Below are 26,122 nucleotides of genomic sequence, written 5' to 3' on the forward strand. Positions count from 1 at the left end.
CAAAGTCAGTCGGCGCGCCTGAGCGCGCTGGCCAACACCACGATCACCACCGCCAGCGGCAGAAGTACGGCAAAAGCCAGCCGCAGTGACAGGATACCTGCCAGAAGCCCGATCAGCGGCGGACCGATCAGCAAACCTCCGTACCCCAAAGTGGCGACACTGGCGATGGCCTGCCCCGGCGGGACATGCGGGTCGTTCGCCGCCCTGCTGAAGGCCAGCGGCATGATCACCGCATAGCCCACGCCCATCATCGCGAATCCAGCCAGCGCCCCGACCGCGCCTCCGGCCGATACCACCAGGAACACGCCAACGGCCGCGCAGACTCCGCTGACCCGGGCCACCGGCACCGGGCCGAACCGGGCGATCACGAGACCGCCCAGCAGCCGCACAGCAACCATGGACACCGAAAAGACGGCATAGCCCAAGGCCGCAACGCTTTCAGCCACACCCGTGACATCCCGCAGGAAGATGGCGCTCCAGTCAGCCACTGCGCCCTCGCCCAGCGCGCCGCACATCGCGGTCAGCCCGACCAGAACCAGAACGCCGCTGGGCAAGGCAAAGATCGCGGCGCCGTCGGACTGCACCCGCCGCGACGTCCATCGGACCCAGGACAGGGCAAGCGCGAGCGCGACGGTTGCCCCGCCGGCCAGCAGGAAATGCGGTAACACGGCAAGTTGCATCTGAACCGCGCCATAGCCGCTGAGCGCCCCTAGCCCGGCGCCGAGGCTCCACATCGCGTGGAACGAGGACATGACCGGTTTGGCATAGGCCTGCTCGACCTCGGCGGCCCAGGCGTTCATGGCCACATCCATCGAGCCGTGGAAGGCCCCGAAGATGAACAGGAAGGCGGCCAGCATGCCGAAGCTGTCGGCGGCCGCAAGAAGGATCAGTGATGCTGTGTACAGGACCGCGATCACCCGCGTCACGGTCACCGCGCCGAACTTGTCGGTCAGGCGTCCGGTGACCGGAAAGGAACACACCGCCCCGGCCGCCATGAACAGCAGGCCATAGCCCAGCTCCTCGTGGCTCAGCCCCAGACGGTCACGGACAGCCGGAATGCGCGAGGCCCAGATGCCGAACAGGGCGCCGTTCAGGACGAACATGGCGGCCACGGCCCGCCAGGCTGAAACCAATCCGATCATGAAACCTGCCCTGCCTGCGAAATATCTGCCTTGCAGCAATACAGGCAGCGCGTCGGTTGGCAAGCCGCGCTATTCCAGCTTGCGGCGGATGCGGCGGACGGCCAGCCAGACAAGCGCCACAACAGGCAGCGTCACGCCTGCGGTCAGCATCCCCTTGCTGATCCCGGCATTGGTCAACGGGTACAGCAGGTAACTGACCAGCGACACGGCGTAATAGCTGATGGCGACCACCGACAGGCCTTCGACCGTGTGCTGCAATCGCAGCGCCAGATCCGCCCGGCGGTCCATGCTCTCCAGCAAGGCCTGGTTCTGCGCGCTGCGCTCGACATCGACCCGAGTTCGCAGCAGATCACCGGCCCGAATGGCCCGGTCCGAAAGCGCCTGCAGCCGACGTTCGGTCGCTTTGACCGTGCGCATGGCCGGGTCATAGCGGCGCATCATGAAATCGGCGAATGTCTGACGCCCATGAAAGCGATCCTCGCGCAGCGCCTCGATCCGCTGGTGCACGATGGCCTCGTAGGCCCCCGTCGCGGCAAAGCGAAAGGCCGAACGCGCCGACAGCGTCTCGAGCTCGGTCGAGGTGGCCAGCAATTGCGGCAGCAGGTCGTCGGGATGGGTCGTGTCCTTGGTCATTTCACCCATCAGCTGGGTCAGTTGCCGGTCCAACTCGCCGATCTGGGGCATCAGGGCCTTGACCCGGGCAAAGCCCAACATGGACATCGCCTTGTAGGTCTCGATCTCGCACAGGCGCTGGATGATCCGACCGGTGCGCCTACGCCCGGTGCCCTCGGACACGAACAGGGCAAACCGCATATGGCCCGCCGGGTCGATGCGAAAATCGCTGGCGCAGATCGCGGAGTCGTCCAACACCCGCGACACCGCCAGGCTTTCCGGCTCGAACCAGTCCGCCAGCGCGGCTTGCGTGGCCCCGTCATCCGGGCGCGGCACCACCCGCAGCATGATCGAGGTCACGCGCTGGCCCGGACTGGCCATCAGCCAGTCGGGGGGAAATACCTCGAAATCGGCGGGGTTGAAGGCACGCTCGCTGACATTCTGAGTAATGGCCGTGTAGGTCACGAATTCCGTGTGGTGTTCCCACTTCAACCAATGCCGCCCGATCTGGCCGGCATAGTGGGTGGCATCGGGCTGCGGATGCTGCGCCCCGTGGCGGTCCAACAGGTCGATCAGGTGGGCCATATCTTCGGCCCGGTCGCGCGCCACCGCGGCGACCGGCTTTTTGATCGCAAGGAAGACAACCGTGCACGGCGCCTGCGCCACGGGGAACGGCCGCGCGTGCAATTCATTGGCCAACGCATAGCGCAGCGGATGATCCTCGATTGGCGTCATGAACGGCTCCTTGTGTTCCGGGCACTATACGACACCGGAGGATTTCATCAATTCTCTTTTTATTTCATATACTTACGTGGATACCGCGGTATACAAGCCGGCTATCTCATTGATTTGGCTGCCAGAGCTCAATGGGATTGCCCTCGGGGTCGTGCAAGCGGGCGAATTTTCCGATCTCGCTGTTCCATTCGTCACGGGTCTCCACCTCGATTCCAGCCGCACGCAGTTGGTCGACCATGGCCGCCAGATCGTCGACTCGGAAATTGATCATCCATTGTTGCGCCGCATCGCCGAAATAGTCCGTATCCGCCGCGAATGGGGCAAACACCGTGTAGCCTTCGCGCTGCTTCCACGGGACCGGGTCATAGTGATTGACGCCCAGATGGGTCTCGTACCATTGCGACAGAGCCTTCGGATCGCGGGCGCGAAAGAACACTCCGCCAATGCCGTTTACCTTCTGCATGGAACACCTCCTGCCGATTGGGGTTGATACGGCATCATACCCTGAAACGGAAAAAGGCGCCCGCGAGGGGCGCCTTTTCCAAGTATAAGAGCCACAGATCAGTCGATCATTGGCAGCAGCTTGTCCAGCGACTGCTTGGCGTCGCCATAGAACATGCGGGTGTTCTCCTTGTAGAACAGCGGGTTTTCGATGCCCGAATACCCGGTGCCCTGCCCGCGTTTCGAGACGATCACCTGCTTGGCCTTCCAGCATTCCAGAACCGGCATCCCGGCAATGGGGCTGTTCGGGTCTTCCTGTGCCGCAGGGTTCACGATGTCGTTCGAGCCAATGACGATCGCCACATCTGTTTCCGGAAAGTCGTCGTTGATCTCGTCCATTTCCAGCACGATGTCATAGGGCACCTTGGCCTCGGCCAGCAGCACGTTCATGTGGCCCGGAAGACGGCCCGCGACGGGGTGGATGGCAAAGCGCACATTCTTGCCCTTGGCGCGCAGCTTGCGGACCAGTTCGCTGACCGATTGCTGCGCCTGCGCCACCGCCATTCCGTAGCCGGGGATGATGATGACGCTGTCGGCATCGTTCAGCGCTGCTGCAACACCGTCGGCGTCGATCGCCACCTGTTCGCCTTCGACCTCCATCTGGGGTCCCGAAGTGCCGCCAAAGCCGCCGAGGATCACGCTGACAAAGTGACGGTTCATCGCCTTGCACATGATGTAGGACAGGATCGCACCCGACGAGCCTACCAGCGCGCCGACGACGATCAGCAGGTCGTTGCCCAGCGAGAAACCGATCGCAGCCGCGGCCCAGCCCGAGTAGCTGTTCAGCATAGACACAACGACCGGCATGTCGGCACCGCCGATGCCCATGATCAGGTGATAACCGATGAACAGCGCCGCCAGCGTCATCAGGAACAGCGGGAAGAACCCACCCGAAGCGGTGTACCAAATCAGACAGATCAGCGAGAGGCCAGCCGCCGACGCGTTCAGCGCATGCCCGCCCGGCAGCTTGGTGGCCGCTGAGGTCACCTTGCCGGCCAGCTTTCCATAGGCCACGACCGAACCGGTAAAGGTGATCGCACCGATGAAGATGCCCAGGAACAGCTCGACATGCAGAATGGCCAGCTCGGCCGGAGTTTTCTTGGCGATCAGTTTCGCGAAGGCGCCCAGATCCGACAGGTCGGCATCCTTGGCCGCGTCAACGATCGCAAAGACTTCGGCGACATTCTTGATCTCGAAATGGGCGTTGTACCCGACGAAAACCGCCGCCAGACCCACCAGCGAATGCATGGCTGCGACAAGCTGCGGCATCTCGGTCATCTGGACGCGCTGCGCCACGTATTGACCGATCAGACCGCCGCCGATGATCAGCAGCAGCGACAGCAGCCACAGGCCCGATCCGGGGCCGACCAGCGTGGCAAAAACCGCCAGCGCCATTCCAACGATGCCGTACCAGACCGCGCGCTTGGCGCTTTCCTGGTTCGACAGGCCGCCGAGCGAAAGGATGAACATAACAGCCGCAACGACATAGGCGGCAGTGGTGAAGCCAAATTCCATGTGCCCGGCCTCCTTAAGATTTCTGGAACATGGCGAGCATGCGCCGGGTTACGAGGAAACCGCCGAAGATGTTGATCCCGGCCATGAAGATCGACAGCGCCGCCAGCAGAATGACGAGGAAAGACCCCGACCCGATTTGCATCAACGCGCCCACGATGATGATCGAGGAAATCGCGTTGGTGATCGCCATCAACGGTGTGTGCAGACTGTGGCTGACGTTCCAGATCACCTGGAAGCCCACGAAGACGGCCAGCACGAAGACGATGAAATGCTGCATGAAGCTGGCAGGAGCCACCAGCCCCACCAGCAGCATCAGCGCACCGCCCACGCCCAGCAGGGTGACCTGTTGCTTGGTCTGCGCCTTGAAGGCAGCGATCTCTTGCGCGCGCTTTTCTTCGGGCGTCAGTTCCTTGACCTCGGCTTTGGGTTTGGCGGCGATGGCCTGCACCTTGGGCGGTGGCGGTGGGAAGGTGATCTCACCTTCGTAGGTGACGGTCGCGCCACGGATCACGTCATCTTCCATGTTGTGATTGATCTGACCGTCCTTGTCCGGGGTCAGGTCAGTCATCATGTGACGGATGTTGGTCGCATAAAGCGACGAGGACTGAGCCGCCATTCGGCTGGGGAAGTCGGTATAGCCGATGATGGTCACGCCATTGTCGGTCACGACCTTTTCATCCGGCACGGTGCCTTCGACATTTCCTCCACGCTCGGCCGCAAGGTCCACAATGACCGAGCCGGGCTTCATCGCCTTGACCATATCCTCAAGCCACAGCTTGGGGGCCGGGCGGTTGGGGATCAGGGCCGTAGTGATGACGATGTCCATCTCGGGCGCAAGCTCGCGGAACTTGGCCAGCTGCGCATTTCGGAACTCCTCGGACTGAACCGAAGCATACCCGCCGGTGGCCGAGCCATCCTGCTGTTCCTCTTCAAAGTCCAGATAGACGAATTCGGCGCCCATCGACTCCACCTGTTCAGCGACCTCAGGGCGCACATCGAACGCATAGGTGATCGCGCCAAGCGACGTCGACGTCCCGATGGCGGCCAGACCTGCAACACCGGCACCAACGATCAGAACCTTGGCCGGCGGCACCTTGCCCGCGGCCGTCACCTGGCCGGTGAAGAAGCGGCCAAAGTTGTTGCCCGCCTCGATCACCGCACGGTACCCGGCGATGTTGGCCATTGACGACAGCGCATCCATCTTCTGTGCACGGCTGATGCGGGGCACCATTTCCATCGCGATGACATTGGCGCCCTTGGCTTTCGCCAATTCCATCCCTTCTTCGTTCCCTGCCGGGTTGAAGAACGAGATCAGCGTCTTGCCCTTGGTCAGACGCTTCATTTCGGTCTCGGTGGGCACGCGCACCTTGGCGATGATGTCCGACGATTTCCACAAAGAGGCAGCTGTCTTGACGATTTCGACCCCGGCGGCCTCGTAAGCCTCGTCTGAGAAACCGGCGGCAGCACCAGCCCCCTTCTCGATGGCGCATTCATAGCCCAATTTCTGCAGCTGCACGGCTGACTCCGGAGTCATCGCGACCCGGTTCTCGCCTTTCAGTATTTCCTTTGGCGTGCCTATTTTCACCGGCAAGTCCCCCTAATTTTCACTCTGACCGAGCGGGTGGTCGGTATTGTTTGTTAAGCAAAGATCTATCCTGCGCAACATTATTTCGCAAGCGCAGCATTCATTACGTTGTGTCACGGGTCGGCGCATTTCAGATCCACCGACGGGTTTTGCGTTCGTAACGCGCGAAATCCGCACGGAAGGTGCGGCGCAGGCGGTCCTCTTCGGGCAGGATGAACCGCCGTTCCAATACCCAGACGAACACAGGAACCAACACCAGCGACAACACGGCATCGAAGCGCAGGATCAACCCGGCAAGGATCAGGACATCGCCCAGATAGATCGGATTGCGGCTGCGTTTGTAGATGCCCGACTGCACCATTGCGGTGGGTGTTTCATGCGGAATGACCGTCGTACGGTGACGGCGGAATTCTACGATGGCCAGAACCGCCAGCAGGATACCCCCACCAATCAGCAACCCGCTTAGCAGGTCGGTCAACCCGCCTTCCAGCGACAGGCCGAGCGACAGATAACGGCCCTGCAACCAAGCCAACACCGCGAAGCCCAAAAGCCACAGTGGCGGTACGTCGATACGGCGCATGAGCATCCCTTTTGAACGACGACATGCACCGACACATGTCGCTTCCGGGCCAAGTCCTACCGCTTTCAGACCCCGATGGCAAAGCATCTTGGCCTTGCGGTCGAATATTGTGCACCCGGGCCACAAACAGGCGGGCGTAGACAGCCCGGCACCGATCCGATACCCCGGGTCGGACACAAGAAAACACCGGGATTGATCATGACCGATTTCGCTGCCACCAAAGCCATGTTCCACCTGCCGGAAGGAGTGCTGTATCTGGACGGCAACTCGCTGGGCCCTCTGCCCAAGGCGGCGGCCGCGAAAGTGCAGAAGATGCTGACCGAGGAATGGGGCCAGATGCTGATCACCGGGTGGAACAAGGCCGGATGGATGAGCATGCCGACCGACCTGGGCGATCGGATCGGCCGCCTGATCGGCGCCGCGCCCGGTACGGTCGTGGTCGGCGACACGCTGTCGATCAAGGTCTTTCAGGCGGTTGCCTCGGCGTTGGAGCTGAACCCGGGGCGCAAGGTGGTCCTGTCGGACAATGGCAACTTCCCTTCCGATCTCTACATGGCTGACGGGCTGCTGCGCTCGCTGGGCGAGGAGTACGAGCTTCGGGTCGTGGACCCCGAGACCGTGGCCGAGCACATTACCGATGAAGTCGCCGTGCTGATGCTGACCGAAGTCGACTATCGCACCGGCCGCAGGCACGACATGAATGCGCTGACCGAGCTGGCCCATGCGCGCGGCGTCATCACGGTGTGGGATCTGGCCCACTCAGCCGGGGCCATCCCGGTGGACCTGGCCGGCTGCAACGCCGATTTCGCGGTCGGGTGCACCTATAAATACCTCAACGGTGGTCCGGGCGCCCCGGCCTTCATCTATGTCGCTCCGAAATGGGCGGACACCGCGCGCCCGGCCCTGTCGGGCTGGCTGGGACACGAGGCGCCGTTTGCCTTCGATCTGGACTATCGCCCCGGCGCAGGCATCGAGCGCATGCGCGTCGGCACGCCACCGGTGATCCAGATGACCGCGCTGGCTGCGGCGATGGATATCTGGGACATGGCCGACGTGGATAATGTGCGCGCCAAGTCCATCGCCCTGACCGAACAGTTCATCCAGCAGGTCGAGGCCACCTGCCCCGATCTACAACTGGCCAGCCCCCGCGACCCCGAGATGCGCGGTAGCCAGGTCTCGTTCCGGTTTGCCGACGGTTATGCAGCGATGCAGGCCTTGATCGCCCGCGGCGTGATCGGGGATTTCCGCGCGCCCGACATCATGCGGTTCGGCTTCACGCCGCTGTATATCGACGAAGGCGACGTGACGCGCGCCGTCGAGATCCTGACCGACATCATGCAGAACCGTTTGTGGGACAAGCCGGAATACAAGATCCGGCAGCGGGTTACCTGACCTCAAGCCCCGCGCCGATCAGCGCGGACAACTGGGCGATGCGCTGCTCGAACTCCTCGGCGTTCGAGGCGGTCATCTTGATCCCCTTCAACGTGGCGGTGATGGTCCGCGCGGTCTCGGCCGGACCGTCCGGCAGGCGTACGCGACCGGCCGCCAGTTCGCGCTTTAGCCATTCAGCGTAGAGATCCGCCAGCGCCGCCTCGCCCTCGGCCACGATGTCGGCAGCGGTGGACTTGCTGGTATCCAGCATCTCAAGCCCATGCGGCGAGGCCAAGATGGCCGCCATCCCGGCGATCTGCGCGTCAATCGCCCGCGCCAGGATCTCGGACACCGCTCCGTCGCCCTGCAACGCATGTGCCACCGCCGCGATCTTTTCGGCGTAATGCGCCTGTGTCAGGCTGCGAACGATGGCCACTTTGTTCTTGTAATGCAGATAGACCGCTGGGCGGGACATGCCCGCGCCACGCGCTATGTCATCCATCGAGGTCTTGCGGAACCCATAGGCGGAAAAGGCCTGAAACGCCGAAGTCAGGATCGCCTTTGCTCGTGTATCATCCAGTTTTTCCGCCATGAATTGACCTCTGACAGTTTCGCGCAAAATTGTCAATTGACGCACTGACATTTTTCATCAATTATGTCAGAAACCAGCCACAGCCAAAAGAGGTGCGCCATGGCGACCACGCTGACGATCAACGGAAAGCCACATCAGGTCGATCTGCCCGACGATGTCCCCCTTCTGTGGGTGCTGCGCGACGAGGTTGGCCTGACCGGAACCAAGTTCGGCTGCGGTGTGGCCGCCTGCGGAGCCTGCACGGTGCAGATCGATGGCGAGGCCGTCCGCTCGTGCCAGGTTGCCCTGTCCGATGTCTGGGGCGAGGTCACCACGATCGAAGGGTTGGGAACGCCCGACAACCTGGCCACGATCCAGCAGGCCTGGGTCGACCATCAGGTCGCGCAATGCGGCTATTGCCAGTCGGGGCAGATCATGCAGGCCGCCGCGCTGCTGGCCGAAAACCCCGCCCCTTCTGACGAAGAGATCGACGATGCGATGCAGGGCAACCTGTGCCGCTGCGGCACCTATCCGCGCATCCGCGCCGCGATCCACGACGCCGCCGCCAAGCTGAAGGAGGCCTGATCCATGGCCAGTATCGGAAAAATCCTGCGCCGCACCTTCCTGATCGGGTCCGCCGCCATCGTCGGCGGCGTGGCTTTCGGCGTCTATTACGTCAACCGTCCCGCCAAGAACCCGCTGAAACCGGGCGAGGGCGAAGCGGCGCTGAACCCCTTCATCCTGATCGACCAGAACGGCGTGACCCTGTTTGCGCCGCGCGCCGAGATGGGCCAGGGCGTCAAAACCACATGGGCCGCCCTGATTGCCGAGGAACTGGACGTGGATCTGGATCAGGTCACCGTTCTGCACGGACCTGCGGCGGCGGCCTATTACAACTCGGCCTTGATCGGCGAGAGCCTGCCCAACAAGGGCTATGACGTCTCGAACTTCCAGCACAATCTGGGTGAGGCTCTGGGCGTGATCGGCAAGGCGCTCAGCCTGCAGGTCACCGGCGGCTCGACCTCGATGAAGGACGGGTTCGAACGCATGCGCGCGGCGGGCGCCTCGGCCCGCGAGACGCTGAAACAGGCCGCCGCCGAGCGGCTGGGCATTGACCGCGGCCAGTTGAAAACCGCATCAGGCCACGTCATCGCGCCTGATGACAGCAAGATCGCCTATACCGACCTGGCTGCCGACGTGGCGCAGATGGAGCCCATCGACGCAGAACTACGCGACCCGTCCCAGTGGCGCTATCTGGGGCGGACCCTGCCGCGTCTGGACATGGTGGAAAAGGCCACCGGCACCGCCCAGTTCGGCGTCGACGTGCGCCTGCCCGGCATGAAATTCGCCAGCGTCCGGATGAACCCCAAGCTGGGCGGCCAGATGAACGGCTTCGACGACAGCGCCGCCAAGGCAATGCCGGGTGTCGAAAAGGTTGTCGATCTGGGCAATGGTGTTGCGGTGATCGCCACCAACACCTGGCTTGCGAACAAGGCGGTCGAAGCGATCGAGGTCGATTGGGGCGAGGCGCCCTATCCGCCCGAAACTGACGCCATCTTTGCCGAGATCGCCAAGGCCTTCGACGCGGACCCGAACTCGACCATGCGCGATGATGGCGATGTCAGCACCGTTCCCGAAGGCGCAACCGTGATCGAGGCCGAATACACTGTCCCCTACCTGGCCCACGCCACGATGGAACCGATGAATGCCACCGCGCTGTTCACCGGCGACGCGTTGGAACTGTGGTGCGGCAACCAGGCCCCCACGCTGATCCAGTTCCGCGTTGCCAACACGGCCGGCCTGGACACCGAAGCCGTCCAAATCCACACCACCTATCTGGGCGGCGGGTTTGGTCGCCGCGGAGAATTGGATTTCGGCGAAATCGCAACCAAGGTGGCCATGGCGATGCCCGGCACTCCGGTCCAGACCACCTGGAGCCGCGAAGAGGATATGCGCCACGACTACTACCGCCCCGGTGCGATGGCGCGGATGCGCGGTGCGGTTCAGGATGGCAAAGCAGTGCTCATCGATGGTGCGGTCGCCGCGCAGTCCTGCACGCAGCAGGCCGTCGAGCGCTATACCGGAATGCCCGGCGCTGGCCCCGACAAGGTGCTGGTCGAAGGGTTCTTCAATCAGCCCTACGCGGTGCCCAACTATCGCATGAGCGGCCACATCGCCGATCTGAAGATCCCGGTAGGCTTCTGGCGCTCGGTCGGCAACAGCCACAACGGGTTCTTCCACGAAACCTTCATCGACGAGATGGCCCATGCCGCCGGACGCGACCCGCTGGAGTTCCGGCTGGAACTGGCGGGCGGCGAACATGCGCCCTCGGCCGGGTGTCTTGAGGCGGTGCGCGACATGTCCGGCTGGACCGGCAAAACCCCCGATGGCGTGGGCCGAGGCGTGGCCCTGACCTACAGCTTCGGCACCCCCGTCGCGCAGGTGATCGAGGTGGTGGACGAAGACGGAACCATCCGCATCAGCAAGGCCTGGATCGCCTGCGACATGGGGCTGGCGCTGGATCCCGAAAACGTCAAGGCGCAGATGTTCGGCGGCATGATGTATGGCCTGTCGGCGGCTTGTTACGGCGAGATCACCTTCGCCGATGGCGAGGTCGAACAGTACAACTTCCCCGACTATGACGCGCTGCGCATGCACACCGCGCCGCAGGTCGAGGTTCAGGTGCTGGAAACCAACCGCTTCATGGGTGGCGCGGGAGAGCCCGGCACGCCGCCCTCGATGCCGGCGCTGGGCAACGCGCTGTTTGACCTGACCGGTCAGCGCGCTCGGACCCTGCCGCTCAACAAGCAGTTCAACCTGCTGGTGTGAAACGAAAAAGACCGGCGCGGTGGTTGCCGCGCCGGTCTTTTGAAGAAATCCGAGAGCCGATTGTCAGGCCGATTGCCGCACAGGCGTCGGCATTGCACCTGCCGACCAAGCCCGCACCGCGTCGCCGAAAGCCTGAAACAGGGGCCGCGAGACCGGGTCATTCGCCGCATCCCATTCCGGGTGCCATTGCACCGACAAGGTGAACCCGGGCGCATCCTGGATATAGATCGCCTCGGGCGTGTCGTCCGGCGCGTGGCCGTCGATGACCACGCCCTTGCCCACCGTCTTGATGCCCTGCCCATGCAGTGTATTGGTCATCACCTCACTGGCGCCGAACAGTCGGTGGAACACCCCGCCCTCGGTCAGCTTGACCACGTGGCGCAAGGCGAATTTCTCTTCCAGCGTGCCATCGGGTGGCATGCGGTGGTTCATCCGGCCGGGCAGATCGCGGATTTCCGGGTACAGAGTGCCGCCCATGGCCACGTTGACCTCCTGGAAGCCACGGCAGATGCCCAGAAAGGGCTGGCCGCGCTCGACGCAGGCCCGTACCAGCGGCAGGGTGATCGCATCGCGCGCCCGGTCGAATTCGCCATGTGCATCGGTCGCCGGCTCGCCGTATTCTTCGGGGTGAACGTTGGGGCGGCCACCGGTCAGCAGGAACCCGTCGCAAACCTCAAGCAGTTCGGCCACGTCGACATAGCGCGGGTCGGCCGGGATCAGCAGCGGCAGACAGTTCGAGACGTTCGCGACCGCGTCCGAATTCATCGTCCCCCCGGCATGGGTGGGGTACTGGTCGTTCATCAGATACGAATTGCCGATGATGCCAACGACGGGTCGGGACATTGTGCTACCTTGCTGTTTTACTTGAACTGGTCGGAAATTATCCGCCCCGTCAGTAACGTGCAAGAAAACACGCCCTGCACCATGGCGCAAGGACGTGTTCAGATACGCACACAATGTTCCCGATTTCCGCAGATTACTGGACCGATTTCCCGCAAGATGCGGCCGCGGCGGAACGGCGCTTGTGCAGATCAGGTTTCGCCGGTCAGCCCGGCGGCCTCGATCCCGGCCATGGCGGCTGCGGCGTCGTTGTCGGAGGTGTCGCCGGTTACCCCGACGGCCCCGATCACCGCGCCCTTGCGGTCGCGCAGCAGCACACCGCCCGGAACCGGAACGACCTGCCCGCCATAGACCCCATTCACCGCGGCCATGAAATAGGCCTGCGCCTCGGCCCGCTGCATCTGGGCGGTGCCCGCCATGCCCAGCATGACCGATCCATAGGCCTTGCCATGGGCAATCGCGAACCGGCCGGGGGCCGCGCCGTCCTCACGCTCGAAGGCGATGACATGGCCACCGGCGTCCAGAACCACCACCGACAGGGGTTTCAGGTCCATCTCGCGCCCTTTCTCAAGGGTTTTGCGTATGATGGTGCGGGCTTTTCTGAGTGAAACCGACATGATATTTTCCTCTGTCTGCGGTGGTCTGCCCCGGTTCTAGCCCTGACTGGCTTTCAGTTCCAGCCGCCGCGCATGCAGGACCGGCTCGGTATAGCCCGAGGGCTGCACCCGCCCCTTGAACACCAGATCGCAGGCGGCCTGGAAGGCGATGCCGTCAAACCCCGGCGCCATGGGCCGATAGGCCGGGTCGTCCGCGTTCTGGCGATCAACCACGGCGGCCATCTTCTTCATCGCCGCCATCACCTGATCGGCGCCGATCACGTCGTGATGCAGCCAGTTGGCCAGCGCCTGGCTCGAAATCCGGCAGGTGGCGCGATCCTCCATCAGACCCACGTCGTTGATGTCGGGCACCTTCGAGCAGCCGACGCCCTGATCGACCCAGCGCACGACATAGCCCAGGATGCCCTGCGCGTTGTTCTCGATCTCGCGGGTGATTTCATCGTCGCTGAGGTTGCGGCCGCCCAGCAGCGGGATGGTCAGCAGATCATCGAGCGTGCCGCGCGGACCTCCGGTAGCGATCTCGTCCTGACGGGCCAAGACGTCCACCTTGTGGAAATGGGTCGCGTGCAGGGTCGCTGCGGTGGGAGACGGCACCCAGGCGCAGGTCGCACCGGCCATCGGGTGGCCGATCTTGGCCTCGAGCATCTCGCCCATCCGGTCAGGCATGGCCCACATGCCCTTGCCGATCTGCGCCCGGCCTTTCAGCCCGCAGGCCAGCCCGATATCGACATTGCGATCCTCATAGGACTGGATCCACGGCGTGTTCTTCATTTCGCCCTTGGGCAGCATCGGCCCGGCCTCCATCGAGGTATGGATCTCATCCCCCGTCCGGTCGAGGAACCCGGTATTGATGAAGGCCACGCGTGATTTCGCGGCGCGGATGCATTCCTTGAGGTTCACCGATGTCCGGCGTTCCTCATCCATGATGCCCAGTTTCACGGTGTTGCCCGGCAGGCCCAGAATGTCCTCGACCATGTCGAAGATTTCGACCGAGAACGCCACCTCTTCAGGCCCGTGCATCTTGGGCTTGACCACATAGACCGAGCCGTGGACCGAGTTGCCGCCATCGCGCTGCAGGTCGTGCATGGCGATCAGCGTGGTGCAGAGCGCGTCCATCAGCCCTTCGCCGATCTCGTTGCCCTCGGCGTCCAGCACGGCGGGGTTGGTCATCAGGTGGCCCACATTGCGCACCAGCATCAGCGACCGGCCCTTGAGGCTGCCGGTCGATCCGTCGGGCCGGGTAAAGGCGATGTCCTCGGACAGTTTGCGGGTAAAGGTCCGGCCGCCCTTCGTGACCTCTTCGGTCAGATCGCCCTTCATCAGGCCCAGCCAGTTGCCGTAGGCCACGACCTTGTCCTCGGCATCGACACAGGCGACCGAGTCTTCGCAGTCCATGATGGTGGACAGGGCCGATTCCAGGCGCACATCGGAAATGCCCGCCGGGTCCGAGGCGCCGATGGTGCTGGACGGGTCGATCATGATCTGGATGTGCAGGCCGTTGTTCTTCAGCAGCACGAAGTCCGGGGCCTCGGACGCGCCGCCGAAGCCCACGAATTTCCCGGGCTCGGCCAGCGCCGGCACCAATGCGCCGCCTTCGACCTTCAGACCGGACACATCGGTCCAGCTGCCTTGGGCCAGCGGCGTGGCCTCGTCCAGAAACGCCTTCGCCCAGGCGATCACCCGCGCACCGCGGGCCGCGTCATAGCCGCCCCCCTGCGGCAGGTCGCCCGTCGCGTCGGTGCCATAGAGCGCGTCATACAGGCTGCCCCAGCGGGCATTGGCCGCGTTCAGGGCAAAGCGTGCATTGGTGATCGGCACCACCAGTTGCGGGCCGGGCGTCGCGGCGATCTCGGGGTCGACATTCGCCGTGTCGATCTGGAAATCGGGGCCTTCATCCAGCAGATAGCCGATCTCGCGCAGGAACGCCTGATACTCGGCCATGTCGATGGGTTGCCCTTTGCGCGCAAGGTGCCACGCGTCGACACTGCCCTGGATATCCGAACGCTTTTGCAGCAGGTCGCGGTTTTTCGGGCCAAACTCGGACACCATCCGCGAAAGTCCAGCCCAGAATGCATCGGGCTCAACGCCCGTTCCGGGAAGCGCGCGTTCCTCGATGAAATCGATCAGAACCTGATCTAAATCCAATCCGCTCCGGATAGCTCTGCCGCTCATGACTCGAATCTCCTGCCCTTCGTGTGCCGTTGTATGCAGTCTTCAATTAGGGGCATTATTTCCGATAGGCAACTTGCCGCTGCATCAATCCGCCTTTCAATTCCGCCTGAAACAGCTTCAAACCGCGCAAGGTAATGCCGCCCCGACCCGCCGGCTTGCAGCGCCACGGCGATCCTCCTAACGTCGCGCGGGAACACACCGACACGAGGCCCCAGATGCGCGACGCCGCCCCCACTACGATCTACCTGTCCGACTATTCGCCCTTCGGTTTTCTGGTCGACAGCGTTCACCTGACCTTCGATCTGGCCCCGCAGGCAACGCGCGTGACATCGCGCATCGCGTTCCGGCCCAATCCGCAGGCCACCGACCGCACGTTTTTTTTGCACGGTGAAGAGCTGAAGCTGATCCGCGCCAGCATCGACGGCACCCCGATCACTCCTGACGTCACCGACAAAGGCCTGACCGCCAGCGTCCCCGATGCCCCCTTTGTCTGGGAGGCCGAGGTCGAGATCGACCCCGGCAACAACACCGCGCTCGAAGGGCTTTACATGTCGAACGGCATGTATTGCACCCAGTGCGAGGCCGAGGGGTTCCGCAAGATCACCTTCTATCCCGACCGTCCCGACGTGATGTCCACCTTCACCGTGCGCATCAACGGCGACCTGCCGGTGCTGCTGTCCAACGGCAACCCGACGGGCAAGGGCGAAGGCTGGGCCGAATGGACCGACCCCTGGCCCAAGCCCGCCTATCTGTTCGCTCTGGTCGCCGGTGACCTGCTTGCCCATTCCGACAGTTTCACCACCAAATCGGGGCGGCATGTGGAGCTAAATCTGTGGGTCCGCCCCGGGGACGAGGGCAAATGCGCCTTTGGCATGGAGGCCTTGAAGCGGTCGATGAAATGGGACGAGGATGTCTATGGCCGCGAATACGATCTGGACGTTTTCAACATCGTCGCGGTGGATGATTTCAACATGGGCGCGATGGAGAACAAGGGGCTGAACATCTTCAACTCGTCGGCGGTGCTGGCCAGCCCTGAAACCTCGACCGATGCCAATTTCGAACGGATCGAGGCGATCATCGCGCATGAGTATTTCCACAACTGGACCGGCAACCGCATCACCTGCCGCGACTGGTTCCAGCTGTGCCTGAAAGAGGGGCTGACCGTGTTCCGCGACGCACAGTTCACCTCGGACATGCGCTCGGCCCCGGTCAAGCGCATCCATGACGTGATCGACCTGCGCGCGCGCCAGTTCCCCGAGGACAACGGGCCGCTGTCGCACCCCGTGCGCCCCGAAAGCTTTCAAGAGATCAACAACTTCTACACCGCGACCGTCTATGAGAAAGGCGCCGAGGTGATCGGCATGCTGAATACGCTGGTGGGGGACGAGGCCTATTCCAAAGCGCTGGATCTGTATTTCGAACGCCATGACGGGCAGGCTTGCACGATCGAGGACTGGCTGAAAGTGTTCGAGGACACGACCGGCCGCGACCTGACCCAGTTCAAGCGGTGGTACAGCCAGTCTGGCACGCCACGGGTGAAGGTCGAGGAGGATTGGGCCGACGGCACCTATACCCTGACCCTGTCTCAGAGCACCCCAGCCACGCCCGGCCAGCCCGAGAAGCTGCCGCAGGTGATCCCCGTGGCCGTGGGCCTGCTGGGTCCCAATGGCGACGAGGTGCGCGGTACCGAGGTGCTGGAACTGACCGAAGCGCTCCAGAGCTTCACCTTCGAGGGGCTGGCCGCGCGGCCCGTCGCCTCGATCCTGCGGGGGTTTTCGGCGCCGGTGATCCTTGAACACGACCGCCCAAACGCCGAACGCGCGTTTTTGTTGGCCCATGACACCGATCCGTTCAACCGCTGGGAGGCCGGACGGACGCTGGCGCAGGATACCCTGCTGCGCATGATCACCCAGGACGCGGCCCCCGATGCCGAATACCTGGACGGTCTGCTGGCCGTTCTGCGCGACGCCGATCTGGACCCGGCCTATCGCGCGCTGATGCTGGGCCTGCCGACCCAATCGGAACTGGCCGCCGCGCTGCACGAACAGGGCGAAACGCCCGACCCGATGGCGATCTGGCGCGCGGTCGAGACTCTGCGCCAGGCCACCGCTCAGCACATGCAGGACCTGCCGCCCCGCCTGCACTCCGAGGCGCTGGTCGATGGCCCTTATTCGCCCGAGGCCGAACAGGCGGGCAAGCGCGCCCTGGGCAGCGCCGCGCTGGCCCTGACCACCCGGCTGGACGGCGGTGCCATGGCGGCCGAAGTCTATGCCAAGGCCGACAACATGACCCTGCAGCTTAGCGCTTTGTCCTGCCTGCTGCGTGCTGGCAAAGGTCAGGCGGAACTGGCGGCATTCTACGACCAATGGCGCCATGACCGGCTGGTGTTGGACAAATGGTTCGGGCTTCAGGCCTCGCTGGCCGCCCCGGACGATGCGCCGCGGATCGCCCGCGCCCTGTCCGAGCATCCGGATTTCAACTGGAAGAACCCCAACCGGTTCCGTGCGCTGATGGGTGGGCTGGCAATGAACCATGCCGGGTTCCACCACGCCAGCGGCGAGGCCTACGCCCTGCTGGCCGACTGGCTGATCCGGTTGGACCCGGTCAACCCGCAGACCACCGCGCGCATGTGCACCGCATTCCAGACCTGGAAACGCTATGACGCCGACCGTCAGGACCTGATCCGCGCCCAACTGACCCGCATCGCCGAAACCCCGAACCTGTCGCGCGACACGACCGAGATGATCTCGCGCATCCTCGGGGCATGACGGCGCCCGAGGGCTCCGGGTTTCGCTTTACCCGACACAACCGGTCGCCCCGCAGCATCGCCATCCTGGCCGCTGCCTATGCGGGGCTGCTGGCACTTGTTCTGGTTTTCGACGCGGCCTGGTGGCTGATCGGGTTGCTGGCGCTGGGCACCCTGCCCACGTTGTGGGACGTGCTGCGCGACACCGATGCCGGGCTGGACCTGGACCCGGCCAAACTGAGCTGGCATTCGGGCGCGCGGCAGGGCGAGATCGACCTGACCGAGATCGACTTCTTCCGCTTCGACACGCGCTGGGATTTTTCCGTGCGCGTGTCGATTGTGTTGACCAGCGGCAAGCGGTTGCGCCTGCCGGACGAGTCCCTACCGCCGCACAAACAGCTGGAACAGGCGCTGCAACAAGCCGGCTTCCGGGTTGATCGGCACCATTTCACGGTTTTCTGAAACGATTCACGGAATCCGCGTAGATTGATCCTGTCCGATCCATTGAAGCAGAAAGTTTAATGTTAGAATCCTTGAACTGGTCACAATTCCGGTTCAGAATTCATCGCTAGTTAACAAGTTTGTACAGTTTCGAGTGTTTTCGATGTTCCGGTCGTTCTGGGCAGGTCTTGCCCGTATCAATCCCATATCAACTCACGTGGCTCCGGTTTCGGACGCGGGTTCCCGCTGTCTGGAAGATGTCGGGCGTCTCAATATTCCCGTTGCGGAACTGGGTGCGGCTGACCTGATCGGGCGGGACATGATCGAACGCGGGCGCCATCTTGCTCGGCAGGATCGTTGGGCCGAACTGTCAGCCGAGATCCGGGCCGCGGACCAAGCGCGGACAACAGCCCCGGACGGGCTGCCCATCGCCGATCTTCTGGCATTTGGCGCGCGATCGGATGTTGTCCTGGCCGCCGAACACGCGCTGTCCGACGGCGGTGCGATCGCCGAGTACGACCTGCTTGGCGGTATTTCCGAGCTTGAGGGTGTGAAACAGGATCATCCCGATGATCCGATGATTGCTCTCATCGTCGCTCTGGCCCACATCGATCTGGCATGGGCGTGGCGTGGCACGGCTCTGGACGCGGCGCTACCGCCGCTGCATCGTTCACGCTGTGCTGCACATTTTGACCGGGCTGCAGCCATCCTGCCCGAGTGCCGCAAGGCGCTGCCGGACAGCCCTGTGGTCGCCGCCGCCGACTGTGCCCTGCTGGCTGGTCAGCGCACCCAGCGGGCCCGGGTGGCGGATCAGTACGAACGCCTTATTTCTCTGGATCCGCGAAACCATCGACACATGCGCGCGATGGGCAGCCACCTGCTGCCGCGATGGTTCGGCAGCTATGAAGAGCTTGAGGTGCAGGCCCTGCGCAATGCCGCGAACACGCGCGACACGTGGGGTGCCGGCGGATACACGTGGGTTCAGTTCGACGCAATTGCCTTGGATGAACAAGCCTGCGCGCGGCTGGACGTCGAGTATTTTCTGGAAGGTCTGCGCGACATTGTGCAACGGATGCCGGACCAGCAAACGATCAACCTGCTGGCCTCATATTGCGCGATCACGGTGCAGAATGGGTTCGGTCTGGACGACAAGGCCGATCTGGTCCGGTGCCAGATCCGGGAGGCCGCCCAATGGCTGATCCGCGATCATTTGACCGAACTGCACCCGCTCATCTGGGCTCACGCGGCCAACGGGTTCAACAACTCGGTCCGCGTCAACTCACCCGAGCGGTTCGCGGCACGTGGACAGCGTGACGCTTTGCGCGCCATCGGTGATCTGTTCCGCGAGGAATTGCGCAACGGGACCGACGTGACCTTCACGCCTTCAGGTCTGCAACTGACCAGCCACTGAGAATTGCGTCTCGGCGCCCTTTGCCCCTTGCCCCTTGGCCTTGCCGGGCATAATACCCATGCCTGAACTTCTGCGGAAATGAGGCGCGCCATGCTCGACTTGACCTATGAACTGCCCAAACCCAAGACCATCGCCGGTGCCAAGCACGACTGGGAACTGGTGATCGGGATGGAGGTGCACGCGCAGGTCTCGTCCAATGCCAAGCTGTTCTCGGGGGCATCGACCAAATTCGGGGCCGAGCCGAACTCGAACGTGTCTTTCGTGGATGCGGCCATGCCGGGCATGCTGCCGGTGATCAACGAATTCTGCGTGGAACAGGCAGTGCGCACGGGTCTTGGCCTGAAAGCGCAGATCAACCTGAAATCGGCCTTTGACCGCAAGAACTATTTCTATCCCGACCTGCCACAGGGCTACCAGATTTCCCAGCTGTATCACCCGATCGTGGGCGAAGGCGAAGTTCTGGTGGAACTGGGCGACGGCACCGCGCGCATGGTGCGCATCGAGCGTATCCACATGGAACAGGACGCAGGCAAATCGATCCACGACATGGATCCGAACATGTCCTTCGTCGACCTGAACCGCACCGGCGTTTGCCTGATGGAGATCGTCAGCCGCCCCGACATCCGCGGCCCGGAAGAGGCCGCCGCCTACATCGCCAAGCTGCGCCAGATCATGCGTTATCTGGGCACCTGCGACGGCAACATGCAGAACGGCAATCTGCGGGCCGACGTGAACGTGTCGATCTGCCGTCCGGGCGACTATGAGAAATACATGGAAACGCAGGACTTTTCGCACTTGGGCACGCGTTGCGAGATCAAGAATATGAACTCGATGCGTTTCATCCAGCAGGCCATCGAGGTCGAGGCGCGTCGCCAGATCGCCATCGTCGAGGCCGGCGGCAAGGTCGAGCAGGAGACCCGCCTGTATGACCCCGACAAGGGCGAAACGCGCTCGATGCGGTCCAAGGAAGAGGCGCACGACTATCGCTATTTCCCGGACCCCGACCTGCTGCCGCTTGAGATCGAGCAGGCTTGGGTCGATGACATCGCCGCCAAGCTGCCCGAGCTGCCGGACGAGAAAAAGGCCCGTTTCATCAACGATTTTGGCCTGACCGACTATGACGCCTCGGTGCTGACCGCCGAGGTTGAATCGGCCGTGTACTTCGAAGAGGTCGCCAAGGGTCGCAACGGCAAGCTGGCCGCGAACTGGGTCATCAACGAGCTGTTCGGCCGCCTGAAGAAAGACGACCGCGACATCACCGACTCGCCGGTTTCGCCCGCGCAGCTGGGTGAGATCATCGACCTGATCGCCTCGGACGCCATCTCGGGCAAGATCGCCAAGGACCTGTTCGAGATCGTCTATACCGAAGGCGGCGACCCGGCGCAGATCGTCGAAGAGCGCGGCATGAAGCAGGTGACCGACACCGGTGCCATCGAGGCTGCTTTGGACGAGATCATCGCTGCCAACCCGGCCCAAGTCGAGAAGGCCAAGGTGAACCCAAAGCTGGCCGGCTGGTTCGTCGGACAGGTGATGAAGGCCACCGGCGGCAAGGCCAACCCCAAGGCGGTCAACCAGTTGGTTGCGCAGAAGCTGGGCCAATAAGGTCTTTCCATTTGTACAGGCCCGGCAGCCGGGTTTGCCCGGTTGCTCAAAGTTTTACCCGGAGTTCTTGACGCCTTCCAGGCTCGAGGCGGCGCTTGACTCGGGCGGCCGGTTGCGGCCTTTGTCTTGGCCAGAGAGGTAAGGTGCCATGCAGAACAGATTTGACCAGGAGCTGGAGGACCGGCTGGTTCGCTACGCTGCTATCGACAGCCAGAGCGACGAAAACTCACCCACCACCCCCAGCACGGAAATCCAATACGACATGCTGAACCTGCTGCGGCAGGAACTGACCGAAATGGGCGCGCAGGATGTGACCATGACGGACTATGGCGTCGTTCTGGCCACCATTCCGGGCACCGCGCCGGGGCCGACTATCGGCTTTCTGGCCCATGTGGACACTGCACCGCAGTTCAACGCGACCGGGGTCAAACCGAGAGTCATCAAAGGCTACAATGGCGGCGACATTACCTTTCCCGACGATCCGTCACTGGTGCTGTCCCCGGCCGAGCATCCCTATCTGGCCAGCAAGGTCGGTGACGACCTGATCACCGCCTCGGGCGCCACGCTGCTGGGCGGCGACGACAAGGCGGGCGTGTCGATCATCATGACGATGGCCAGACACCTGCTGGCCGATCGGACGATCGCGCATGGACCGATCCGCATCGCCTTTACCCCCGACGAGGAAATCGGCCGGGGCGTAACCGAGGCGCTTCCCAAGGATCTGGGCGCCGACTTCGCCTATACGCTGGATGGTCAGCAACTGGGCGAGATCGAATATGAAAGCTTCTCGGCCGACCGGGCAGTGATCAGGATCGAGGGCGTTTCGATTCACCCGGGCTTGGCCAAGGACAAGATGGTGAACGCGACCCACCTGGCCGCCAAGATCGTGCAGACGCTGCCGCAGGCCACCATGACCCCCGAAGTCACCGACGGGCGCGAAGGGTTCATCCATGTGACCGATCTGAACGGCGGCTCGTCCGAGATGGAGATCAAGCTGATCCTGCGCGATTTCGAGATGGACGGGCTGGAAGCCAAGGGCGAACTGGTGCGCAAGGTCTGCGACGCGGTGCAGGCCAGCGAACCGCGCGCCAAGATCAGCGTCGAGATCAGCCACCAGTACCGCAACATGCGCTATTGGCTGGAAAAGGACATGACACCGGTGGATCTGGCGCGCGAGGCCTGCCGCGACATGGGGATCGAGCCGGTCTCGGTTCCGATCCGCGGCGGCACGGACGGGTCGCGCCTGACCGAGTTCGGCACCCCCTGCCCCAACATCTTTACCGGGATGCAATGCATCCACGGGCCGCTGGAGTGGATCTCGGTCCAGGACATGGCGGTGGCGACCGAGCTGTGCCTGAAGATCGCCTCAAAGGCGACGCAGGGGGAAAGCAACAGTCGAGGCTGAAATTCGCCGGGGCGCGAAGTTTTCTGTTCCCCGTCCCGGACGGAACGATACATTGCCCGCCAACACCAGTTCAGGAACCATTGATGCAGCGTTACGAATACAAGGTCGTCCCGGCCCCCAAGAAAGGCACCAAAGCCAAAGGGGTCAAAACACCCGAGGGCCGGTTTGCCGTCACCATCGAGCAATTGCTGAACGAGTTGGGTGCGAAAGGCTGGGAGTACCAGCGCGCCGAGCTGCTGCCCAGCGAGGAGCGGGTCGGCCTTACCGGAACCGCGGAAAACTGGCGCAATGTTCTGGTGTTTCGCCGTGCGGTCGAAACCGAAGTCGCCAACGACGACGTCGCCGCACTCCTGACCCCGCCAGAAGAGGATGACACTCCACTGGCACGACCGGTTCCTGGCCCGGACGATGCGGCTGCGGCCGGTCAAGTCGAGGCTCCGGCCCGCATCGCGCAGGACCATGACGACCCGCCGCTGACGCTGAAGCCGGCCAAGTCAGAAGATGCCCCCAAAGCGGATGCCGAGGACGAAAAAGAAAAGCCCGACAGCTAGGCGAAGGCCGCGTCAGGCCGGCGCGGCACCGTAGGCGTTTTCGGCCTGCTCGCTGGGTTGAATGTAGAAATACAGAAGGATCAGCGTACCGATCAGCGGAATCAAACCGATCAGGATCCACCAACCGGACCGCCCGGTGTCATGCAGACGGCGCACACCCACCGCGATGTTCGGCACGATCACGCCCAACGAGACTAGCCACGACAGCGGTTGACCGGCTTCCGAAGCGAAGGCATCGAAGCCCAGCAAAGGCGCCACCACCGCACCGTCGATCAATTGTGTGACAACCAGCACCAAAAAGAGCGCCAACACCCACCACCAGAACTCGGAGCGCGGCGCGCGCCCCTGAAAGGTTGCGTATTTTGACAGCACCGTACGAACGGCGTGGCTCATCTGTTCCATAGTTTCCTCCGCGCAAATCACGGGAAACATAGCAGATTATTGAAAAAAGCCGACAATAATCGACAACGTCGGGCGAAAGGCTTCAGTCACCGATGTCCAAAGCCAGGGCGTGGATGCGCGGAACGATGTCGCCCAGGGCCTTGTGAACGGCCCTGTGACGCGCAACGCGGGACTGCCCCTGAAACGCGGCAGCGCGAATTCGGACGTTGAAGTGGCTTTCGCCGCCTTCCTGAAACCCTGCGTGGCCGCGATGGCGTTCACTGTCGTCCACGACTTCCAGCTCACGCGGGTTGAACTCGGCCTGCAGTCGCTGGCGGATTTCGTCGGTCACGGTCATTTTTACGCTCAGCGGCAATTATTTTGCCGCGCCCCTCTTCTACTTTCGATCACTTAGATTAAACTGCTGCCTCCGAGTCGAAAAGACGCGTTCATGAGGATGAGCATATGGTGAAATCAGATCCCTTCGGATTCGACATGTCGGTGTCCAGCGCCAAGAAGAAAAACCCGCGCGGGCGTCGGGGCATGTCGGGCGCGTCCGAGACCTCGACCCGGGTTTGTGACCACGAAGGATGCCAGGAAGCCGGCAAGTTCCGCGCGCCCAAGGCACCGGATGTGCTGGACGACTTTTTCTGGTTCTGCCAGCAGCACGTGCGCGAATATAATCAGAAGTGGAATTTCTTCGACGGCACCACCGAGGCCGAGTTGAACGCCCAACGGTCGAAAGACAAAGTGTGGGAACGCGAAACCAAGCCCATGGGCGACCCCGAGGCGCGGGCCTGGGCCCGGCTTGGCATCGAAGATCCGCATCAGGTTCTGGGCGAAAACGCAACCAAGAACCCCGGTCGAGCCGCAACAGGCCGTCGCCTGCCGCCTACTGAGCGTCGTGCGATCGAAATCCTCGAAGCAAAGGACACTTGGACCAAGGCCGAAGTTCGCAAAGCCTACAAAAAGCTGATCAAGGTGCTGCACCCGGACATGAACGGCGGCGACCGCAGCCAGGAAGAACAGCTGCAGGAAGTCGTCTGGGCCTGGGATCAGATCAAGGACAGCAGGAACTTCAAGTAAGTTCGGCCGCGGCGGCGGACCTGTCCGTTAACTGGGCATATTCGGACAGGAAGACCTGCACCTCGAACCGTTTGAGCGCCCGGCGCGCGAGGTTCGGGAACCCATCGACCAGAGCGTTCAGTTGGTCCCCGAAAATGTCGGCCAACTCCTGCAACCCGTCCGAGCTGAGCGTCGTCAGCGCCTCTTCTCCCAGAAACAGGCTTTCAGCGGGGGCACCTTCTGCGAACAGAATTTCGTGACGGTCCAACAGGACATGCACATAGGTCACGCCATCACTCGGACGGACCCAGCGAATTCCGGGCAGGCCGACCAGGTGGCAAGCCGCAACCAAGGCCTCGGACTCGCCGAACAACAATTCCACAAGCGGGCCGTCCAGCAACATACGATGCTGTGGAGATACCCGAAGTGGTCTGGATGGTCGGTTCGGCCCAAGCGCCCCCGGCGCGATTTCGATCGGGCAGAGATGCTGGCTCTGGTCCAGTTGATCCGCTGAAATACGCGCGGATTCCGCCCATCGAACCGGCTGCGCCCCCCGATCCATGGTCAGAACCAGATCTCCGGGTTCCAACCGATCCACCGGCACTGGCCCGGATGGGGTTTCAATCAGTGTACCCAAGGCAAAGCAGACGACCTCGATCTCGATGGTGATGGTCTGAAACGCCTCGCCACCGCGCAGTTCCCCACCCGGGTTGAACGCGGTGCCAACGCCGCGAACGACAAAGGTGTCGGTATACGTGCCGGGATCGAGGCTGTCGTAGTAGGCGGGGTCCACCTCATAGGTCCATTGCCCACTGACCAGCGTGATCGACGCCGTGCCGAACTGCGGCGGCGTCGAAATCTCCCAAAAAGTGGCAAATGGCGTCCATCCAGGGCCTGGGACACCAATTGTTCCGTCAAGCTCGCCAGTCGCCGGCAAGGGGGGCTCGCCCGTCACCGTGCCGGATGTGTCCCCTGATATGGTCAGAAGGACCGCGTCAACCGGATCAATTGGGGTCGAAACCATGCAAACACCTGACGGGTTGCGCCCTAGTGCACCGCCACACCGGCGGCGATTTGCATGACGGCGCGCGTCCCGCTCAAACCAAGAACTGAAGGCATTATATTGTTTGAATTTGTTTTGCCTAGTGTCAGCCTGTTTGGCCGGTTTTTGGAGTTGTCTTGCGCCGACCCCCCCACCAATCCGGGTTGTCGGCGGGTGTTTGTTTCTTACATCCGCCCCCTACTACGCCGGTGCACACTTGGATGATCCGGGGAACCGCATGGTGCCAGCTTCCAGTTTTCGTTCCCACCCGCCACCGAACGCCCCTGTATACAGCCAGTTTCAAAGAAACACCGGACTACGCAACGGCGCGAACGGCTTTCCCTTGCCCTTGCCTGCAATATGTTGCACCACACACGGGTTCAAACCCGGCAAAACGGGCCAAAGGAT

Annotated in this window: 23 protein-coding genes; 10 read left to right on the plus strand and 13 right to left on the minus strand. The window is 62.9% G+C overall.

Going from position 1 to position 26,122, the window contains the following annotated elements; genetic code table 11:
- Nucleotides 1-5 precede the first annotated feature (5 nt).
- The 6 genes from ACR0BA_RS06230 to ACR0BA_RS06255 all read right to left on the minus strand — a co-directional run bounded on the left by ACR0BA_RS06230 (nt 6) and on the right by ACR0BA_RS06255 (nt 6,670).
- Nucleotides 6-1,142 carry an MFS transporter gene (locus ACR0BA_RS06230; protein ID WP_480726958.1) on the minus strand — a complete coding sequence of 379 codons (1,137 nt, stop codon included), beginning with the start codon at nt 1,140-1,142 and terminating at the stop codon, nt 6-8.
- A gap of 69 nt (nt 1,143-1,211) precedes the next feature.
- Entirely contained in the window at nt 1,212-2,489 is a 1,278-nt protein-coding gene (locus tag ACR0BA_RS06235) for a DUF3422 family protein (protein ID WP_170527968.1), read from the minus strand.
- Between the two features lie 106 nt (nt 2,490-2,595).
- On the minus strand, nt 2,596-2,952 hold the full coding sequence (locus tag ACR0BA_RS06240) for a VOC family protein (protein ID WP_149776878.1): 357 nt from the start codon (nt 2,950-2,952) through the stop codon (nt 2,596-2,598).
- A 98-nt stretch (nt 2,953-3,050) separates the two neighbouring features.
- Nucleotides 3,051-4,505, minus strand: coding sequence for an NAD(P)(+) transhydrogenase (Re/Si-specific) subunit beta (locus ACR0BA_RS06245; RefSeq protein WP_480726959.1), 1,455 nt, complete (start codon nt 4,503-4,505; stop codon nt 3,051-3,053).
- A gap of 13 nt (nt 4,506-4,518) precedes the next feature.
- Nucleotides 4,519-6,090, minus strand: coding sequence for a Re/Si-specific NAD(P)(+) transhydrogenase subunit alpha (locus ACR0BA_RS06250; protein ID WP_480726960.1), 1,572 nt, complete (start codon nt 6,088-6,090; stop codon nt 4,519-4,521).
- Nucleotides 6,091-6,220: 130 nt separating this feature from the next.
- Nucleotides 6,221-6,670: a methyltransferase family protein gene (locus ACR0BA_RS06255; protein WP_093964875.1), complete on the minus strand. Its 450-nt coding sequence runs from the start codon at nt 6,668-6,670 to the stop codon at nt 6,221-6,223.
- A 198-nt stretch (nt 6,671-6,868) separates the two neighbouring features.
- On the opposite strand from ACR0BA_RS06255, the gene kynU reads away from it, so the two are divergent.
- Complete coding sequence (gene kynU, locus ACR0BA_RS06260; RefSeq protein WP_480726962.1) at nt 6,869-8,062, plus strand: kynureninase; 1,194 nt, start codon at nt 6,869-6,871, stop codon at nt 8,060-8,062.
- Here kynU and ACR0BA_RS06265 read toward each other — a convergent pair.
- Nucleotides 8,055-8,633, minus strand: a complete 579-nt coding sequence (locus tag ACR0BA_RS06265) for a TetR/AcrR family transcriptional regulator (protein WP_480726964.1) — start codon at nt 8,631-8,633, stop codon at nt 8,055-8,057. The genes kynU and ACR0BA_RS06265 overlap by 8 nt on opposite strands.
- Nucleotides 8,634-8,732: 99 nt before the next feature.
- Between ACR0BA_RS06265 and ACR0BA_RS06270 the strand changes: the two genes are divergently transcribed.
- Both ACR0BA_RS06270 and ACR0BA_RS06275 read left to right on the plus strand, forming a co-directional pair.
- Complete coding sequence (locus tag ACR0BA_RS06270; RefSeq protein WP_480726965.1) at nt 8,733-9,197, plus strand: (2Fe-2S)-binding protein; 465 nt, start codon at nt 8,733-8,735, stop codon at nt 9,195-9,197.
- 3 nt (nt 9,198-9,200) lie between these two features.
- Nucleotides 9,201-11,441: a xanthine dehydrogenase family protein molybdopterin-binding subunit gene (locus ACR0BA_RS06275; protein ID WP_480726967.1), complete on the plus strand. Its 2,241-nt coding sequence runs from the start codon at nt 9,201-9,203 to the stop codon at nt 11,439-11,441.
- 63 nt (nt 11,442-11,504) lie between these two features.
- Here ACR0BA_RS06275 and ACR0BA_RS06280 read toward each other — a convergent pair whose 3' ends face one another.
- The 3 genes from ACR0BA_RS06280 to ACR0BA_RS06290 all read right to left on the minus strand — a co-directional run bounded on the left by ACR0BA_RS06280 (nt 11,505) and on the right by ACR0BA_RS06290 (nt 15,070).
- The gene (locus ACR0BA_RS06280; protein WP_480726969.1) at nt 11,505-12,284 is read right to left on the minus strand and encodes a gamma-glutamyl-gamma-aminobutyrate hydrolase family protein; all 780 of its coding nucleotides are present in this window, start codon (nt 12,282-12,284) and stop codon (nt 11,505-11,507) included.
- A 188-nt stretch (nt 12,285-12,472) separates the two neighbouring features.
- Nucleotides 12,473-12,898: a GlcG/HbpS family heme-binding protein gene (locus ACR0BA_RS06285; RefSeq protein ID WP_093964871.1), complete on the minus strand. Its 426-nt coding sequence runs from the start codon at nt 12,896-12,898 to the stop codon at nt 12,473-12,475.
- Nucleotides 12,899-12,934: 36 nt separating this feature from the next.
- A complete protein-coding gene (locus ACR0BA_RS06290) occupies nt 12,935-15,070 on the minus strand; it encodes a malate synthase G (RefSeq protein ID WP_480726971.1) in 2,136 nt (711 codons plus the stop codon).
- 215 nt (nt 15,071-15,285) lie between these two features.
- Here ACR0BA_RS06290 and pepN point away from each other — a divergent pair, with 215 nt between their 5' ends.
- The 6 genes from pepN (at nt 15,286) to ACR0BA_RS06320 (ending at nt 23,226) form a co-directional block, all read left to right on the plus strand.
- Entirely contained in the window at nt 15,286-17,838 is a 2,553-nt protein-coding gene (gene pepN / locus ACR0BA_RS06295; protein ID WP_480726972.1) for an aminopeptidase N, read from the plus strand.
- The gene (locus tag ACR0BA_RS06300; protein WP_480726974.1) at nt 17,835-18,278 is read left to right on the plus strand and encodes a hypothetical protein; all 444 of its coding nucleotides are present in this window, start codon (nt 17,835-17,837) and stop codon (nt 18,276-18,278) included. The genes pepN and ACR0BA_RS06300 overlap by 4 nt, the downstream gene beginning before the upstream one ends.
- Nucleotides 18,279-18,420: 142 nt before the next feature.
- A complete protein-coding gene (locus ACR0BA_RS06305; protein ID WP_222457471.1) occupies nt 18,421-19,668 on the plus strand; it encodes a hypothetical protein in 1,248 nt (415 codons plus the stop codon).
- Between the two features lie 90 nt (nt 19,669-19,758).
- Nucleotides 19,759-21,270, plus strand: coding sequence for an Asp-tRNA(Asn)/Glu-tRNA(Gln) amidotransferase subunit GatB (gatB, locus tag ACR0BA_RS06310; RefSeq protein ID WP_170365804.1), 1,512 nt, complete (start codon nt 19,759-19,761; stop codon nt 21,268-21,270).
- 148 nt (nt 21,271-21,418) lie between these two features.
- A complete protein-coding gene (pepT, locus tag ACR0BA_RS06315; RefSeq protein WP_480726976.1) occupies nt 21,419-22,675 on the plus strand; it encodes a peptidase T in 1,257 nt (418 codons plus the stop codon).
- A gap of 83 nt (nt 22,676-22,758) precedes the next feature.
- Nucleotides 22,759-23,226, plus strand: a complete 468-nt coding sequence (locus tag ACR0BA_RS06320; protein ID WP_170368152.1) for a DUF4177 domain-containing protein — start codon at nt 22,759-22,761, stop codon at nt 23,224-23,226.
- Nucleotides 23,227-23,238: 12 nt separating this feature from the next.
- Here ACR0BA_RS06320 and ACR0BA_RS06325 read toward each other — a convergent pair whose 3' ends face one another.
- The gene (locus tag ACR0BA_RS06325) at nt 23,239-23,628 is read right to left on the minus strand and encodes a DUF805 domain-containing protein (RefSeq protein ID WP_170340933.1); all 390 of its coding nucleotides are present in this window, start codon (nt 23,626-23,628) and stop codon (nt 23,239-23,241) included.
- A gap of 82 nt (nt 23,629-23,710) precedes the next feature.
- On the minus strand, nt 23,711-23,965 hold the full coding sequence (locus ACR0BA_RS06330) for a BolA family protein (protein WP_093964863.1): 255 nt from the start codon (nt 23,963-23,965) through the stop codon (nt 23,711-23,713).
- A 107-nt stretch (nt 23,966-24,072) separates the two neighbouring features.
- Between ACR0BA_RS06330 and ACR0BA_RS06335 the strand changes: the two genes are divergently transcribed.
- The gene (locus ACR0BA_RS06335) at nt 24,073-24,693 is read left to right on the plus strand and encodes a J domain-containing protein (RefSeq protein ID WP_093964862.1); all 621 of its coding nucleotides are present in this window, start codon (nt 24,073-24,075) and stop codon (nt 24,691-24,693) included.
- Here the strand turns inward: ACR0BA_RS06335 and ACR0BA_RS06340 are convergent.
- Nucleotides 24,686-25,696 (minus strand): Hint domain-containing protein, encoded by a 1,011-nt coding sequence (locus tag ACR0BA_RS06340; RefSeq protein ID WP_480726978.1) that lies wholly within the window; start codon nt 25,694-25,696, stop codon nt 24,686-24,688. The genes ACR0BA_RS06335 and ACR0BA_RS06340 overlap by 8 nt on opposite strands.
- Between the last annotated feature and the right edge of the window lie 426 nt (nt 25,697-26,122).

It is taken from the genome of Ruegeria sp. CI5 (assembly GCF_056536885.1).